The organism is Pseudomonas sp. nanlin1, assembly GCF_045571515.1.
GTDB lineage: Bacteria > Pseudomonadota > Gammaproteobacteria > Pseudomonadales > Pseudomonadaceae > Aquipseudomonas.
In genome coordinates this window covers 2435604-2450565 of record NZ_CP124218.1, presented here as the reverse complement: position 1 = coordinate 2450565, position 14962 = coordinate 2435604, and the positions used below count along the sequence as shown (strand labels likewise).

The window sequence follows — 14962 nt, the reverse complement described above, 5'->3', positions numbered from 1 at the left end:
AGCTCGCTCAGGCCTTGGCGCGGGCGCTGAATCGGCCCGCGCACATGGCACCCTCGGCATCACTGAGCAGTTGCTTGACGTTAGGGTGACGCTGCGGGTCGTACTCGATCTGCCCCACGCTGAAAGCCAGGCCGTAGCGCCTACGCCCCGCGCCTAGGTGCTCGCCGAGGGCCAGGCGCAAGCGCTCGATGATCGCCGGGCCATCATTGGCGCTGGACCCTAACAGCAGCACTACAAAGACGTCACCGCTTAACCGGCCAACGATGTCCATCTCGCGCAACACCTGGCGCAGCACCCCGGCAAAATCGGCTAAGGCCCGGTCGCCTTCCACGTGGCCGTGGGCCAGGTTGAGTGCTTTGAAATCATCCAGATCCAAGTACAGTAAAGAGGCCGCCGTGCCCATGCGCTTGCTCATGCTCAGCGCGTGCTCGGCCAGCGCTTGGAAACCACGCCGGTTGGACACCTGGGTCAATTCATCGATGTTGGCCAACTGCATGGCTTCCAGTTCTTGCTCGGCCATTTTCGCCAAGTCGCGCAACAGGCCCCGCTGCTCGGCATCGAGCACCCGTGGCCGCGTATCGATCAGGCACAGGGTGCCCACGTTGCTGCCTGAGCCCACCTTCAGTGGGCAACCAGCGTAGAAGCGAATGCCAGGCGCGCCAGTGACCAGTGGGTTGTCGTGGAAGCGCTCATCGGCGCTGGCATCGGGGATCATCAGGATTTGGTCACTGAGGATGGCGTGGCCACAAAAAGAGATGTCCCGGGAGGTTTCATTCACCTCGAGGCCCGAGCTGGATTTGAACCATTGCCGTTGGTTATCCACCAGGCTGACCAGAGCGATGGGTACGTCGAACAGGTGGCGGGCCAAACGGGTCAAGCGGTCGAAGCGCTCCTCGGGGTGGGTGTCGAGGATGTTCAACAGGCGCAGCGTATGAATGCGCTGCCGCTCGTTGGCGGGTTGCTGTGGTGCCAGCATCGGGTAACTCCATGTTAAAGGCCACCGGCAGCCTAGCGCATTCAGCCGAGCTAGCAAAATACTGGCCACCGCAGAAATGCGAGGTGGCCAGCATTTTTTTCAAGCGGTGGTGTTGACGCTCGAACCACTGCTGCTGCCACCTTCGGCCAGCACCGCTTGGAGCAATGCGCCAGTGGCGGTCTGCAAGGCAGCGGACGTAGAACTGACCTGCGCTTGGGCCGCAGCCACCGCAGCCGCTTTGGCCTCTTCACTCATGTCGCTGGCCTGGGCCTTTTGCAACGCCTGCTGCTGTTGCTGAAGTTGCTTCTGCAACTGCTCGATCTGCTTCTGCAATTGCTTGATGGTATCGGACGATGAACTGCTGGCCGAGCTCTGGCCGCCACCACCGGCCCCACCCACTTTGGTAGAACCACTGCCGCCTGCGCCCAACCCCGTCACCGCCGGGCTGCCAGTGGATTCGGCGGATGTGCTACTGGCGATCTTGCTGACGCCCTGAATGCTAAGCCCGGAGGCGATATTACTGACACTGCTGACCATGTCGATGCATCCTTGGACGGAAAAATAGAAGTTGCCCAATGATCGGCCGTTACTGCCATTACTTTAGCGCTGAACTTCAGGCGTAATCCACACAGCCCAACCGATGGGTCAGCCGCGCCAGGACGGCGTCTTCATGCTCGCGAATAAAAAAGTGCCCGCCCTCGAACATATCCAAGGTAAACGGCCCCTGGGTTTCCTGCGCCCAGGCTTGGAGCTGTTCGGCACTGGCTTTATCCGTGCGCCCGCCGAAAACGTGCAGTGGGCAGCGCAGCGGCGGCCGTCGTTGGTAGTCGTAAAGCCCGCATAGCAGAAAATCGGCGCGCAGCACCGGCAGCGCCAGGCTCATCAGTTCAGGGTTGCCGAGCACCTCTTCACTGGTGCCGCCCAACTCGCGCAGCTCCTCTATAAGCTGTGGGTCTGTTTTAGGGGTGCGCCAGCCTCGCTCGTAGTCCTCACGGCGGCTAGGCGCGGCGGTGCCGCAGGCGATCAGCGCCTGGGGCGGCGGACAGCCCAGCGCCTGCAGGGCGTGGGCCAGTTCGAAGGCAAGCAAGGCGCCGAGGCTGTGCCCCAGTAATATATAGGGCTGCCGGGCCTGCTGGGCGTATTCACGTGCCAGCTGTGCAGCCAACGCCTGCAAATCGGTGTGCAACGGCTCGGCAAAGCGGGTGCCGCGCCCAGGCAGCTCCATACAGTGCACCTGCAGGTTGGCCGGCAACTTGCGCCGCCAACGGCTGTACACCATCGCACTGGCACCGGAACAGGGCAGGCAAAACAGCGTGACCGGGGTGGTCATTTCAGTTCGTCGCTGCGTTGGCTTCCATCTGCTTGCGCAGGCTCAAGGGCCGCATGTCGGTCCAGACCTCTTCGATATAGGCCAGACACTCCTTCTTGAAACCACTTTTGCCCACGGTACGCCAGCCGTTAGGCACTTCCTTGTAATCTGGCCAGATGGAATACTGCTCTTCGTGGTTGACCACTACCTGGAACAGAATGTCTTCGCGATCGAAAACCGAGGTCATTGCGTTACTCCTTCAGTGAGCCGACGCCATGAAATACGGCGCCCAGCGGATTGCCTGAAGTAACGTACGAGCAGCGGAAAAAATTAGCCGGCCATGGCCTTTGCGCTAGCCTTCGTTTAGGCCCGGCGAAGATGAAAATATCTTCAGACAAGGCAGCGCGATTAATTGGCACAATGACATCCTCTAACGCATCCTTGCAGGAAAGCCCATGACCCGCGTTTTGACCATCGAAGACGACGCCGTGACCGCCCGGGAAATCGTTGCCGAACTCAACAGCCATGGCCTGGAAGTCGACTGGGTCGACAACGGCCGCGAAGGGTTGGTCAAGGCAGTCAGTGGCAACTATGACGTGATCACCCTGGACCGCATGCTCCCAGAGCTGGACGGCCTGGCCATCGTCACCACCTTGCGCACCATCGGCGTGTCCACGCCCATCTTGATGATCAGCGCCCTCTCCGATGTCGATGAGCGCGTGCGCGGCCTGCGCGCCGGTGGCGACGATTATCTGACCAAGCCCTTCGCCTCCGACGAAATGGCCGCGCGCGTCGAAGTATTATTGCGCCGTAAAAACACCGTGGCCGCGCTAGACACCTCGTTGAAGGTGGCCGACCTGGAGCTCGACCTGATTACCCGCGAAGCCCGCCGTGGCGGTCAGCCGCTGAATCTGTTGCCCACCGAATACAAGTTATTGGAATTCCTCATGCGCAATGCCGGGCAGATCCTCACCCGCATGATGATTTTCGAAGAAGTCTGGGGCTATCACTTCGATCCGGGCACCAATCTGATCGACGTGCACATCGGCCGACTGCGCAAGAAGATCGACCCACCCAGTGTTCCTGCATTGATCAAGACCGTGCGGGGCTCGGGCTATGTCATCGCTGAACCCCTCTGAAGGCTGGCGCTCCTCCACTAGCCGCCTGCTCGCACTCTATAGCTTCCTATTCGTGGCGTGGAGCAGCCTGCTGATGGGGGTGCTGTATTACGAAGTATCCGACTACCTCGCCGGCCTGGCGCGCAATTCGTTGCTGCAACGTCAGCACCTGTTCTCGCGCTTCCAGGGTTCGGCCCTGGAAGACGCGCTAGCCGCCAGCGAAGCCTTCGACGACCGCACCTTCGATGCCTACGGCCTGTTCGACAATGACCTGCGCCCGCTTTCGGGTGAACTGCTGCAGATACCCCGTGGGTTGCCCCTGGACGGGCAAATCCATGACCTGGACGAATGCATGGATGCCGACGACCCGCATTTGCCTCAAGACAGCTGCGATGCGGTGGCCATGCGCACCCTGGACGGCCGTTGGCTAGTGCTGGTGCGCGACAACGGCTCGCTGTTCGCGGTCACCCGGATCATTCTGCGGGCGTTGTTGTGGGGCGTCTCGTTGACGATCATTCCCGGTGTAGCCGGGTGGCATTTGCTGCGCCGGCGGCCGCTCAAGCGTATTCGCGGTATTCAAGCCAGCGCCGATGCCATTGTCGCCGGCGACCTGACCCGCCGCCTGCCGCTGTCCAACCGGCGCGACGAACTGGACATGTTGGCAGCCATCGTTAATGCCATGCTCGACCGTATCGAACGGCTGATGATGGAGGTCAAGAGCGTCAGCGACAATATTGCCCACGACCTGCGCACCCCCTTGACGCGCTTGCGGGCGCAACTCTACCGCATCCAGCAACAAGCCCCCGAGGACTCCACCCAGGCGCTGCAGTTGGACGAGGTGATTGCCGAGACCGACACCCTGATGGCGCGCTTTCGCGGGCTGCTACGTATTTCCGAGCTGGAAGACCATCAGCGCCGCTCGGGCTTCGTCGAACTCGACCCGCTGCCCCTGCTGCACGAACTGCACGACTTCTACCTGCCCCTGGCCGAAGAGGCCGAAGTCAATCTGCGCGTCGACCTTGCAGCTGCGGTGCCCGCCATCAACGGCGACCGCGCACTGTTGTTCGAAGCCATTGGCAACCTGCTGAGCAACTCGATCAAATTCACCCCGGCCGGCGGCTTGGTGGTGCTCAAGGCGTTCGTGCGGCAAGGCAGCACCTTTATCGAGGTGACCGACAGTGGCCCCGGCATCCCTCAGGGCGAGCGCGAGGCCGTGTTTCAACGGTTCTACCGCTGCGAGGATGGCAACCAGCACAGCGGTTTTGGCCTGGGGCTTTCGATCGTCGCGGCGATCGTCAACCTACACGGGTTCCTGCTGGATGTCGGTACCAGCGAACAGGGCGGTGCACGCTTGACCTTGAACTGCCGCCAAAGCAAGGCACGGGTATGAATTTATGAGCCTGTTGTACATCACCGACTCGCCCGATGCAGCGCTGGTGGCCGACCTGATGGCGCAGGGCTACGCCACATCGTGTTTATCGCCACAGGCCCTGCCCGAACAACTGGGCCGCGGCCACCGCTTTATTCTGCTCGACCTGCCCCGCCTGGACGCGCAATTGCTGGCCCGCTGCGTGGTCCAACGCGCTGATGCCGCCGTGCTGGTGCTACTCGAGCACGGCGACCCGCAGGCGCGCATCGAAGCACTGCGAGGCGGAGCCGAACTGTGCCTGACCCGCCCCGTTCCATTCAGCGAACTGCAAGCGCGCCTGCACGCCCTGCACCGCGATCACAGCCCGGGAAACGGCACGCGCCTGTGGTTATCGCACACGCGCCTGACACTGGGCCGTGGTAACCGCCAGCAACCGCTGACGGTTAGCGAGCACCGGCTGCTGGCTGTCCTGGCCAGAGAGGCTGGCGCGGTCAGCCGCGAGGTGATCGAGCGGCACCTATGGGGCGCCTGCGCAGGGTCGCGCAGCGCATTGATCGAACGCCATGTGTGCAACCTGCGGCGCAAGCTCGATGAACTGGACGCCCCGAACGCGCTGCAAACCTGGCGCGGGGTCGGCTACAGCCTGCGCGAGCCGGTAGATATCCGCGTGTAACGAATGTGGCGGGGCGCCTGGAAGAGCTCGGGGCCGGGGCCCCTCCTACGCGTTCAGCGGCGCTGGCGCAAACGGTAGGAGGGGGCTTGCCCCCGATCTTTTAATAGCCGCCACGTTAGAGGCTGCCCTGGGCGCCTTCGAACCAGGCCAGTTTCTCGCGCAACACCACCACTTCACCCACGATCACCAAGGTCGGGGCATGCACTTCGTGGTCTGCCACCAACTGCGGTAAATTTGCCAGGGTGCCCGTGAATACCCGTTGATTGACGGTGGTGCCCTGCTGGATCAACGCTGCCGGCGTATCGGCACTGCGCCCATGCAAGACCAACTGCTGGCAAATGATCGGCAGGCCGATCAGGCCCATGTAGAACACCAGGGTCTGCCCCGGCGAGACCAGATCCTGCCAGGGTAGGTCGCTGGTGTGGTTTTTCAAATGGCCGGTAACGAAGCGCACCGACTGCGCGTAGTCGCGGTGCGTCAGGGGAATGCCGGCGTAGGCCGCGCAGCCGCTGGCGGCGGTGATGCCCGGGACCACCTGGAAAGGGATGCCCTCGGTCGCCAGCTGCTCGATTTCTTCGCCGCCGCGGCCAAAGATAAACGGATCGCCGCCTTTCAAACGCAGAACCCGCTTGCCCTGCTTCGCCAGATCGACCAACTGTTGGTTGATCTGCTCCTGAGGCACGGCATGTTCGGCGCGCCGCTTGCCCACGTAGATGCGCTCGGCGTCGCGGCGGCACAGGTCGAGAATCGCTGGCGCCACCAGGCGGTCGTACAGCACCACATCAGCCTGCTGCATCAACCGCAAGGCGCGAAAGGTCAGCAGGTCGGGGTCGCCGGGGCCGGCCCCGACCAGATAAACCTCACCCGGCGCGTGGGGCGGTTCGCCGGCGACCTTGGCGCGCAGCAAGCGCTCGGCTTCAGCGCCCTGCCCGGCCAGTTGACGATCGGCGATCGGCCCTTGGAACACTTCCTCCCAGAACGCCCGACGCTGCTGCACATTCGGGTACAACTGCTTGACCTGCTGGCGAAAACGCGCGGCCAGGCCGGCCAGCTCGCCGTAGGTGGAGGGAATCCAGGTTTCCAGTTTGGCCCGGATCAGCCGCGCCAGCACCGGCGCGTCACCGCCACTGGAGACCGCGACCACTAGGGGCGAACGGTCGACGATGGCCGGGAAGATCACGGTACACAGCGCCGGGGCATCCACCACGTTGACCGGTACACAGCGGCGCCGCGCATCCATGGAAACCTGAGCATTGAGTGGCTCGTCATCGGTGGCAGCGATGATCAACTGGCAACCGTCCAGGTCATCTTCCAGGTAACCACGTAAGCGCGCCTCACCTCCACTGGCGTGGATCAACGCGAGCAACTGCGGGTCGATGGCCGGGGCTACCACCCGCAGCACCGCGCCGGCGTCGGCGATCAGGCGCGACTTGCGTAAGGCTATCTCACCGCCGCCCACCACCAGCACCTGGCTACCGCGCAAATTGTGAAACAGCGGGAGAAATTCCATCTAGCCGATGACCTCTAGACCGCCCATGTAGGGCTTGAGCACCTGTGGCACACGAATAGAACCGTCGGCCTGCTGATAGTTTTCCAATACGGCTACCAGGGTACGCCCCACCGCCAGGCCCGAGCCGTTCAAGGTGTGCACCAGCTCTGGCTTGCCGGTTTCCGGGTTGCGCCAGCGCGCCTGCATACGACGCGCCTGGAAGTCTCCCGTGTTGGAGCACGAAGAGATCTCGCGGTATTTGTCCTGGCTGGGCACCCACACTTCCAAGTCGTAAGTCTTGATCGCGCTGAAGCCCATGTCGCCCGTGCACAGCGCCAACACTCGGTAAGGCAGCTCGAGTAGCTGCAGCACGCGCTCAGCGTTGGCGGTCAGGCTCTCCAGGGCCTGCATCGAGGTGGAAGGTTCGACCACCTGAACCATCTCGACCTTGTCGAACTGATGCTGGCGGATCATACCGCGGGTGTCGCGCCCGGACGCCCCGGCCTCGCTGCGAAAGCACGGGGTGTGGGCGACGAACTTGAGGGGCAGTTGCTTGGCGTCGAGAATCTCCCCGGCCACGATGTTGGTCAGCGACACTTCTGCGGTAGGGATCAGGTAGAGGTCAGCCTCGCCTTCGCGGCTGATCTTGAACAAGTCTTCTTCGAACTTGGGCAGCTGCCCGGTCCCTTGCAGCGCAGGCGCCTGGACCAAGTAAGGGGTGTAGGCCTCCTCGTAGCCATGTTCGCTGACGTGCAGGTCGATCATGAACTGCGCCAGTGCCCGGTGCAGGCGTGCAATCGGCCCGCGCAGCAGGGCAAAGCGGGCGCCGGACAGCTTGGCGGCGGTTTCGAAGTCCAGCCAGCCGAATTTCTCGCCCAGGGCGACGTGGTCTTGCACGGCAAATTCGAACGCGGTGGGGGTGCCCCAGCGGCGTACTTCGACGTTACCCTCTTCGTCTGCGCCTACGGGTACCGATTCGTGGGGCAGATTGGGGATGCCCAGCAGAATGCTGTCCAATTCAGTCTGCAACTGGTCGAGGTCGGCTTTGCCGGTGGCCAGTTCAGTGGCGATGCCTTCGACCTGAGCCTTGATCGCGCTGGGGTCCTGGCCCTGTTTCATGGCCACGCCAACGGCTTTGGACAGCGCGTTACGCTCGGCCTGCAACTGTTCAGTACGGGTTTGTACGCTCTTGCGCTGGGCTTCCAGCGCCTCGATACGTACGACATCCAGGCTGTAGCCGCGGCTCGCCAAGCGTGCGGCGATGTCCTGAAGCTGGCTACGTAACAGTTTGGAATCGAGCATTTCAGTCTCTCGTTATCAGTATTGGATCAGATTTTGGTCAAGGCCAGCCCAGCCCAAGTGGCGAGCAGGCCGCCGAATACGCTGACGGCGCAATAGCTGATAGCTATCAACGCCTGCCCGCTTTCCAGCAGGCGTACCGTATCCAGGGAAAAGGACGAAAAAGTTGTCAGGCCGCCCACGAAGCCGACCATCAGGCCACTGCGAACTTCGACGGGGATGTCCGGGCGCAGCATGAACAGCCCGTACAGGTAGCCGATAATCAGGCAGCCAACGATATTAACGGCCAGCGTACCGGTATAGAAGTGCCGAGGCCAGTTGGCATTGACCCAGGTGGCCGTGGCGAAGCGTAGCCAGGTGCCGACGATGCCGCCCAAGGTGACCATGAGTAAGGTAGGGATCATCAGGTGCGCCTCCGCCGGGGGCTGTTGCGATCCAGCTCGGCCAGATGCCCGAGCTTCTCGCGAATCTTCAATTCGAGGCCCCGGGGTACTGGCTGATAGTAAGGCCGTGGCTCCAGTGCTTCGGGAAAGTAGTCTTCACCAGCAGCATAGGCATCCGGCTCATCGTGGGCATAACGGTATTCATCGCCGTAGCCGAGCTGCTTCATGAGTTTGGTCGGTGCATTGCGCAAATGCAGTGGGACTTCCAACGAACCATGCTCGGTAGCTTCGCGCATGGCGGCTTTGAAGCCCATGTACACCGCGTTGCTTTTGGGCGCACAGGCCAGGTAGACAATTGCCTGGGCCACGGCCAGCTCGCCTTCGGGGCTACCCAGCCGCTCCTGTACGTCCCAGGCCGAGAGGCACAGGGCCAGCGCACGCGGGTCGGCATTGCCGATGTCTTCGCTGGCCATGCGCACCACCCGCCGCGCCAGGTACAAGGGGTCGCAGCCGCCATCGATCATCCGCGCATACCAGTACAGCGACGCGTCTGGGTTAGAGCCGCGTACCGATTTGTGCAAGGCTGAAATCTGATCGTAGAAGGCTTCGCCGCCTTTATCGAACCGGCGCCGGGTATCACCCAGCAAGCTTTGCAACAAATCGCTGCCGATCTCCTCGCCGTCTTCGGCCAGGTCAGAGGCGTTCTCCAGCAGATTGAGCACCCGCCGGCCATCGCCGTCGGCTGCGGCCAGCAACATGGCAAAGGCTTCGTCGCCCAGGCGCAGGTGACGCTGGCCCAGGCCGCGGTCTTCGTTCAAGGCCCGGTCAACCAAGCGACGCATGGCCGCCTCGTCCAGGCTTTTGAGCACATAGACGCGGGCGCGGGACAACAATGCATTGTTAAGTTCGAAGGACGGATTTTCCGTGGTCGCCCCAATGAATATCAGCGTGCCGTCTTCCACATAGGGCAAAAAGGCGTCCTGCTGGGATTTATTGAAGCGGTGAACTTCATCGACGAACAAAATCGTGCGGCGGCCGTACTGGCCGGCCTGCTGCTTCGCCACCTCGACCGCCTGGCGAATCTCCTTGACCCCCGCCAACACTGCCGAAACGGTCTCGAAGTGGGCATCTGAGACTTTCGCCAGTAGCCGCGCCAGTGTGGTCTTACCGACACCTGGCGGGCCCCAGAAAATCATCGAATGCAGTGCGCCCTGCTCCAGCGCCTCGCGCAAAGGCTTGCCCCGGGCAAGCAAATGCTCCTGGCCGACGTACTCATCCAGGTTGCTGGCCCGCAGCCGCGCGGCGAGCGGCTGGGCAATGGGTTCGGTGCGAAACAGGTCCATGGGACGGTGGTTACTCCGGGCGAGCGGTCATTCCTGAATGACGTCAGCGCCCTTGGGGATGTCGAATTTGAACTGGCTCGCGGGAATCGGCTCGTTGGCCTTGACGCCTGTGAACAGAATATTAGTGCGCTGGCCCACGCCATCGATCAACTGCATGTCGTTGATGGTGCCGCGGCGGAACGACAGACGCAGGGAGTCGAACAAGGTATCCCGGCCTTTGGGCTTGAGGACGAAGTCGATCACGTCGCCGGCTTCTTTGGCGCTGATGTCGAACGTTTCGCTGATCTTCGACACATCGCCCGACAGCAGCAGCGCTGGGGTCTGGCTCAGGCGCTGGTCCAGGGCTTTGACAGTGACCTGTTGCAGGTCCGGGTCATACAACGAAACCTTCTTGCCATCGGAGACGATCAATTGCTCCTGCGGCGCATCGGTGTGCCAACGTAGCAGGCCCGGCCGTTGGATCTGCATTTGCCCGGTGGTTTCCTGCAACTGGGTGCCGCTGCCATCGAGGGTCAGTTGAGAAAAGCGAGCGCTCAAGGTCTGGGATTTTTCCAGCAGTTGGGTCAGCCGAGCGACATCTTTGGTGTCGGCGAAAGCGTTGACGCTGGAGAGTGCCAGGGCAGAAACCAGCAGCATGCGAATCAGGCGCATGGAAGTCCTCGAAATCAAAAGTGAGTTAGTCACGCATCGGCCCCGGGGCAATGACTTCCCGGGATCCATTGGTGTTCATGGGCGTCACGACGCCCGCCATTTCCATGGCCTCGATCATGCGCGCGGCACGGTTGTAGCCAATTTTCAGCTTACGTTGCACGGCAGAAATAGAGGCTCGACGGCTTTCCAGCACGAAATTGACTGCTTCATCATAGAGCGCATCGCTTTCGCTGTCGTCGCTATCACCCCCGCCGCCGCTACCGCCGTCGAAGCCACTGCCGACTTCTTCCACCCCGGCCAGGATGTCTTCGTTGTAATCAGGCACCCCGCGCAGCTTCCAGGCCTCGACCACGCGATGCACTTCATCGTCAGAGACGAATGCACCGTGCACGCGAATCGGCAGGCTGGTGCCCGGCGGCATGTAGAGCATGTCGCCATGGCCAAGCAGTTGCTCGGCGCCGCCTTGGTCGATAATGGTCCGCGAGTCGATCTTGCTCGATACCTGGAACGCCATACGGGTAGGAATGTTGGCCTTGATCAGACCGGTGATGACATCCACCGACGGCCGCTGCGTAGCGAGGATCAAATGAATACCGGCGGCCCGAGCCTTTTGCGCGATGCGAGCGATCAGTTCTTCGACCTTTTTGCCGACGATCATCATCATATCGGCGAATTCGTCCACCACCACTACGATGGTGGGCAGGCTCTTGAGCAAAGGCGCCTCGTCGTGGATGCTTTCGCGCTTGTACATCGGGTCGCTCAACGGTGTGCCTGCCTCTTCGGCGTCCTTGACCTTGCGGTTGAAGCCGGCCAGGTTGCGCACGCCCATGGCCGCCATCAGTTTGTAGCGCCGCTCCATTTCGGCGACGCTCCAACGCAGGGCATTGGCCGCGTCTTTCATGTCGGTGACCACAGGGCAGAGCAAATGCGGAATGCCCTCGTAGATCGACAGTTCAAGCATCTTCGGGTCGATCATGATCAGTTTGGCGTCTTCAGGGCCCGACTTGAACAGGATCGACAGGATCATCGCATTGACCCCCACCGATTTACCCGAGCCGGTGGTGCCGGCCACCAGCAGGTGAGGCATCTTCGCCAGGTCGGTGATAACGGGTTTACCGCCGATATCGTGGCCCAGGGCTAGCGTCACGGGTGACTTGGCCTCATCGTATTCGGGCGACGACAACACCTCGGAAAAGCGCACCATCTGCCGGTCTTCGTTGGGGATCTCGATGCCCACGGTGGTCTTGCCAGGGATCACTTCCACCACACGCACGCTGAGCACTGCAAGCGAGCGCGCCAAGTCTTTGGCCAGATTAGAGATACGGCTGACCTTGACCCCGGCGGCCGGCTGGATCTCGTAACGGGTAATGACCGGGCCTGGGTGGATGGAGTCTACGGTGACTTCGACACCGAATTCCTTGAGTTTGATCTCCAGCAGTTGGCCTACGGCTGCCAGGGATTCCGGCGAGTAGTTGACCTTCTTTTTCTCGGCGGGGTCGAGGATGGAAATGGGCGGCAGGGTGCCCTGCACTGCGCTGTCGACGAACAGCGGCACCTGTTTTTCCTTTTGTACGCGTTTGCTCGGCTCGGGCGGACGGCTCATGGCCTCCGCCGGCAAGATCACCGGCGCGCTGCCCTGGGCACGCTCGGACAGTGGTTTGATCGGCACGGGGGTACGCACCAACACCGGCTCCACCGGTTCTACCGGCTCTGGGGAGCGTGTCAGGCGCGACTTGATTGACTCACGCGGCTCCGGGGCGCGACTGGCCAGGGCCGGCTCGTCGACTTCACGCAACTTGGCGACCAGTTGCCGACGTTCGTTGTGCGCCGCCCACCAGCGGCTCGCGGCGCCTTGGAACAGCTCGAAGAGGTCCAGGGTGATCTTGCCGGTAAGGTCCATGACCTTGAACCATGAGAGATCGGTAAACACGGTCAAACCACAGAGAAACAACGCGATGAACAGCAGCGTACTGCCTTGGGTGTTCAGTGCGTTACGCGCCAAGTCGCCCAGGCTCTCGCCCAACGCGCCTCCGGCCGAAGCCGGCAGACTGGCGGCGGAATGGAAATGGATATGCGCCAGGGCTGCACCTGACAGCACCAGAAACACCAGGCCAATCAGACGCCAGGAAAACAGCCAGCCGCTCCACTGCCATGGCTCGTGGCGCTGGCGGAAGATCTGCCAGGTCTTGACGGCCAGCAGCAGCGGGAAAATGTAGGCGAAGTAGCCCAGTACCATAAACAGGATATCCGCCGCATAGGCACCGGCACGGCCCGCCGCGTTTTGTACCTGCTCGACATTGCTGGTATGGCTCCAGCCCGGGTCGGCCTGATCGTAAGTCAGTAGCGCCATCCACAGGTACAGGCACAAGGCACCGATGGCAATCAACGCCCCTTCTTTGAGGCGATAGTGCAGTTGCTGGCGCCACTGGGGCACGGGGACGGATGTTGCAGCGGTGGATTTCTTCAAAACGCTTATATTCCTGCGCCTGCTAGCGCGAACTACGGGTGATTGACTATAAAAAATACTGGCTTGGCGGCCAGTTTGAAAAATGACGACGAGCTGCAATAGCGCATTGTACGGGTTTTGCGAAGAATCGCATCAAGCCTGCCAAGGGCTCGCTGAAACTTCACCAATTTGATCACGCATTGCCTTTGCTGACAAAGGCTTATGCGTCGATTCTACAGAGCAATCAGCTCAGACCTTCAGGCTTGAAGTGAGTTTCATGTTCAGCGCGGCTCGACGGCTCGCGCCGAGGCTAGGATACTGGTAACCATCGACCTCCCCTCCCCCACCGGACCCCACCCTAGACCACTATGCTGACCTGGCTCGAACGCAACCGACTGGATTTCCCTGCACTGGACAAAGCCCTGCGCGAACCTAACGGGCTACTTGCCGCTGGCGGAGACCTCAGCCCCGCGCGCCTGGTGGCGGCCTACCGGCATGGCTGCTTTCCCTGGTATCAGGACGGCGAACCGATCCTCTGGTGGTCGCCCGACCCACGCACTGTGCTGTTTCCCAATGAACTACACGTCTCGCGCAGCCTGCGCAAATTGCTGCGTCAGCGCCGCTACCGGGTCACCTTCGACCACGACTTCGCGGCCGTGATCAAGGCCTGTGCGGGCCCGCGCAGCTACGCCGACGGCACTTGGATCACCGGCAGCATGCAGGCGGCCTATGTGTCGCTGCACCAGCAGGGCTATGCTCATTCGGTGGAAGTCTGGGACGGTGATAAGCTGGTGGGCGGCCTCTATGGCCTGGCCATAGGCCAACTGTTCTTCGGCGAATCTATGTTCAGCCACGCCGACAACGCCTCCAAGTTCGGATTCGCCTGCCTGGTGCAGCACCTGCAGGCCGCAGGCTTTGTCCTGATCGACTGCCAGATGCCCACCGCGCATTTGCACAGCCTGGGGGCCCGGGCCATTTCCAGGGAAGCGTTCAAGGGTTACCTACAGCGCCATCTCGACCTACCGAACACGGCCGACTGGGTTTGCCAGGCGCATTGCGCCACCCTGGATTACACTGATTAAAAAGCTTTTCCCTAGGGGTTTATCATGACAGAGCTGGCACGCCTGAAATTTTATGCCACTCAACCGCACGCCTGCAGTTACCTGCCCGAAGAGCAGGCGACCACGCTGTTTCTCGACCCCAGCCAGCCCATGGACGTCAGTGTCTACGCCGACCTGTCGGAGATGGGCTTTCGCCGCAGCGGCGACCACCTGTACCGGCCCCACTGCCAACACTGCAATGCGTGCGTGCCGGCCCGTATTCCCGCAGTGGGCTTTGAGCCCTCACGCCAGCAGAAACGCATTCTCAAGCGCAACGCCGACCTGACCGTCAGCATGGCGCCACCGGCGTTCACTGAAGAGTACTTCGGCCTTTATCAGCGCTACATCGAACAACGGCACGCCGACGGCGACATGTTCCCCCCCAGCCGTGAGCAATTTTCCACCTTTCTGGTGCGCGACTTGGCGTTTTCCCGTTTTTATGAGTTCCGCCTCGATGGCACCCTTATCGCGGTGGCCGTGACCGACCTGCTGCCCAATGGGCTATCGGCGGTGTACACGTTCTACGAGCCGACCCACGAACGGCGCAGCCTCGGGCGGTTTGCGATTCTCTGGCAAATCGGCGAAACCCTGCGGGTGGGGCTAGGGGCGCTTTACTTGGGCTACTGGATCAAGAACTGCAAGAAGATGAATTATAAGACGCAATATCGGCCTATCGAGCTGTTAATTAACCAAAGATGGGTCACGCTTAACTGAAGCCCTTGGCTTGAGCCCCACTTTTCGGGCACAATGCACGCCGCTTTTGCCTGGCGCAGTTGCACCGGGCCATTTACTGGACACCGAGGGCT

Annotated in this window: 15 protein-coding genes; 5 read left to right on the top strand and 10 right to left on the bottom strand. The window is 61.7% G+C overall.

The window, feature by feature from the left end; genetic code table 11:
* Positions 1–7: 7 nt before the first annotated feature.
* From QCL65_RS11480 to QCL65_RS11465, 4 genes are all read right to left on the bottom strand, one after another.
* The gene (locus QCL65_RS11480) at positions 8–976 is read right to left on the bottom strand and encodes a diguanylate cyclase domain-containing protein (RefSeq protein ID WP_407316335.1); all 969 of its coding nucleotides are present in this window, start codon (positions 974–976) and stop codon (positions 8–10) included.
* A 99-nt stretch (positions 977–1075) separates the two neighbouring features.
* Positions 1076–1513, bottom strand: coding sequence for a hypothetical protein (locus QCL65_RS11475; RefSeq protein ID WP_407316334.1), 438 nt, complete (start codon positions 1511–1513; stop codon positions 1076–1078).
* Positions 1514–1589: 76 nt separating this feature from the next.
* On the bottom strand, positions 1590–2306 hold the full coding sequence (locus QCL65_RS11470; RefSeq protein ID WP_407316333.1) for a thioesterase II family protein: 717 nt from the start codon (positions 2304–2306) through the stop codon (positions 1590–1592).
* A 1-nt stretch (position 2307) separates the two neighbouring features.
* A complete protein-coding gene (locus tag QCL65_RS11465) occupies positions 2308–2532 on the bottom strand; it encodes an MbtH family protein (protein ID WP_407316332.1) in 225 nt (74 codons plus the stop codon).
* A gap of 208 nt (positions 2533–2740) precedes the next feature.
* Here QCL65_RS11465 and QCL65_RS11460 point away from each other — a divergent pair, with 208 nt between their 5' ends.
* Genes QCL65_RS11460 through QCL65_RS11450 form a run of 3 tightly spaced genes read left to right on the top strand, consistent with a single transcriptional unit; the run spans position 2741 to position 5445 of the window.
* On the top strand, positions 2741–3424 hold the full coding sequence (locus tag QCL65_RS11460) for a response regulator transcription factor (protein ID WP_407316331.1): 684 nt from the start codon (positions 2741–2743) through the stop codon (positions 3422–3424).
* Positions 3402–4793: an ATP-binding protein gene (locus QCL65_RS11455; protein WP_407316330.1), complete on the top strand. Its 1392-nt coding sequence runs from the start codon at positions 3402–3404 to the stop codon at positions 4791–4793. The genes QCL65_RS11460 and QCL65_RS11455 overlap by 23 nt, the downstream gene beginning before the upstream one ends.
* A 4-nt stretch (positions 4794–4797) precedes the next feature.
* A complete protein-coding gene (locus QCL65_RS11450) occupies positions 4798–5445 on the top strand; it encodes a response regulator transcription factor (RefSeq protein WP_407316329.1) in 648 nt (215 codons plus the stop codon).
* Positions 5446–5560: 115 nt separating this feature from the next.
* Here the strand turns inward: QCL65_RS11450 and cysG are convergent, their stop codons facing one another.
* From cysG to QCL65_RS11420, 6 genes are read right to left on the bottom strand one after another with little or no spacing between them, the layout of a single operon-like run.
* Positions 5561–6955, bottom strand: a complete 1395-nt coding sequence (gene cysG / locus QCL65_RS11445) for a siroheme synthase CysG (protein ID WP_407316328.1) — start codon at positions 6953–6955, stop codon at positions 5561–5563.
* On the bottom strand, positions 6956–8236 hold the full coding sequence (serS, locus tag QCL65_RS11440) for a serine--tRNA ligase (RefSeq protein WP_407316327.1): 1281 nt from the start codon (positions 8234–8236) through the stop codon (positions 6956–6958).
* 26 nt (positions 8237–8262) lie between these two features.
* Positions 8263–8637 (bottom strand): fluoride efflux transporter CrcB, encoded by a 375-nt coding sequence (gene crcB, locus QCL65_RS11435; RefSeq protein WP_407316326.1) that lies wholly within the window; start codon positions 8635–8637, stop codon positions 8263–8265.
* A complete protein-coding gene (locus QCL65_RS11430; protein WP_407316325.1) occupies positions 8637–9959 on the bottom strand; it encodes a replication-associated recombination protein A in 1323 nt (440 codons plus the stop codon). The genes crcB and QCL65_RS11430 overlap by 1 nt, the downstream gene beginning before the upstream one ends.
* 27 nt (positions 9960–9986) lie before the next feature.
* A complete protein-coding gene (gene lolA / locus QCL65_RS11425) occupies positions 9987–10610 on the bottom strand; it encodes an outer membrane lipoprotein chaperone LolA (RefSeq protein WP_407316324.1) in 624 nt (207 codons plus the stop codon).
* A gap of 25 nt (positions 10611–10635) precedes the next feature.
* A complete protein-coding gene (locus QCL65_RS11420; RefSeq protein WP_407316801.1) occupies positions 10636–13134 on the bottom strand; it encodes a DNA translocase FtsK in 2499 nt (832 codons plus the stop codon).
* A gap of 290 nt (positions 13135–13424) precedes the next feature.
* On the opposite strand from QCL65_RS11420, the gene aat reads away from it, so the two are divergent.
* Both aat and QCL65_RS11410 read left to right on the top strand, forming a co-directional pair.
* On the top strand, positions 13425–14138 hold the full coding sequence (aat, locus tag QCL65_RS11415; RefSeq protein ID WP_407316323.1) for a leucyl/phenylalanyl-tRNA--protein transferase: 714 nt from the start codon (positions 13425–13427) through the stop codon (positions 14136–14138).
* A 24-nt stretch (positions 14139–14162) separates the two neighbouring features.
* Positions 14163–14870, top strand: coding sequence for an arginyltransferase (locus QCL65_RS11410; protein ID WP_407316322.1), 708 nt, complete (start codon positions 14163–14165; stop codon positions 14868–14870).
* Positions 14871–14962: the final 92 nt, after the last annotated feature.

Excerpts from the sequence above, each read along its gene's own strand:
- QCL65_RS11480 (WP_407316335.1), bottom strand. The coding sequence starts at position 976 with ATGCTGGCACCACAGCAACCCGCCAACGAGCGGCAGCGCATTCATACG.
- QCL65_RS11475 (WP_407316334.1), bottom strand. The coding sequence starts at position 1,513 with ATGGTCAGCAGTGTCAGTAATATCGCCTCCGGGCTTAGCATTCAGGGC.
- QCL65_RS11470 (WP_407316333.1), bottom strand. The coding sequence starts at position 2,306 with ATGACCACCCCGGTCACGCTGTTTTGCCTGCCCTGTTCCGGTGCCAGT.
- QCL65_RS11465 (WP_407316332.1), bottom strand. The coding sequence starts at position 2,532 with ATGACCTCGGTTTTCGATCGCGAAGACATTCTGTTCCAGGTAGTGGTC.
- QCL65_RS11460 (WP_407316331.1), top strand. The coding sequence starts at position 2,741 with ATGACCCGCGTTTTGACCATCGAAGACGACGCCGTGACCGCCCGGGAA.
- QCL65_RS11455 (WP_407316330.1), top strand. The coding sequence starts at position 3,402 with ATGTCATCGCTGAACCCCTCTGAAGGCTGGCGCTCCTCCACTAGCCGC.
- QCL65_RS11450 (WP_407316329.1), top strand. The coding sequence starts at position 4,798 with ATGAGCCTGTTGTACATCACCGACTCGCCCGATGCAGCGCTGGTGGCC.
- cysG (WP_407316328.1), bottom strand. The coding sequence starts at position 6,955 with ATGGAATTTCTCCCGCTGTTTCACAATTTGCGCGGTAGCCAGGTGCTG.
- serS (WP_407316327.1), bottom strand. The coding sequence starts at position 8,236 with ATGCTCGATTCCAAACTGTTACGTAGCCAGCTTCAGGACATCGCCGCA.
- crcB (WP_407316326.1), bottom strand. The coding sequence starts at position 8,637 with ATGATCCCTACCTTACTCATGGTCACCTTGGGCGGCATCGTCGGCACC.
- QCL65_RS11430 (WP_407316325.1), bottom strand. The coding sequence starts at position 9,959 with ATGGACCTGTTTCGCACCGAACCCATTGCCCAGCCGCTCGCCGCGCGG.
- lolA (WP_407316324.1), bottom strand. The coding sequence starts at position 10,610 with ATGCGCCTGATTCGCATGCTGCTGGTTTCTGCCCTGGCACTCTCCAGC.
- aat (WP_407316323.1), top strand. The coding sequence starts at position 13,425 with ATGCTGACCTGGCTCGAACGCAACCGACTGGATTTCCCTGCACTGGAC.
- QCL65_RS11410 (WP_407316322.1), top strand. The coding sequence starts at position 14,163 with ATGACAGAGCTGGCACGCCTGAAATTTTATGCCACTCAACCGCACGCC.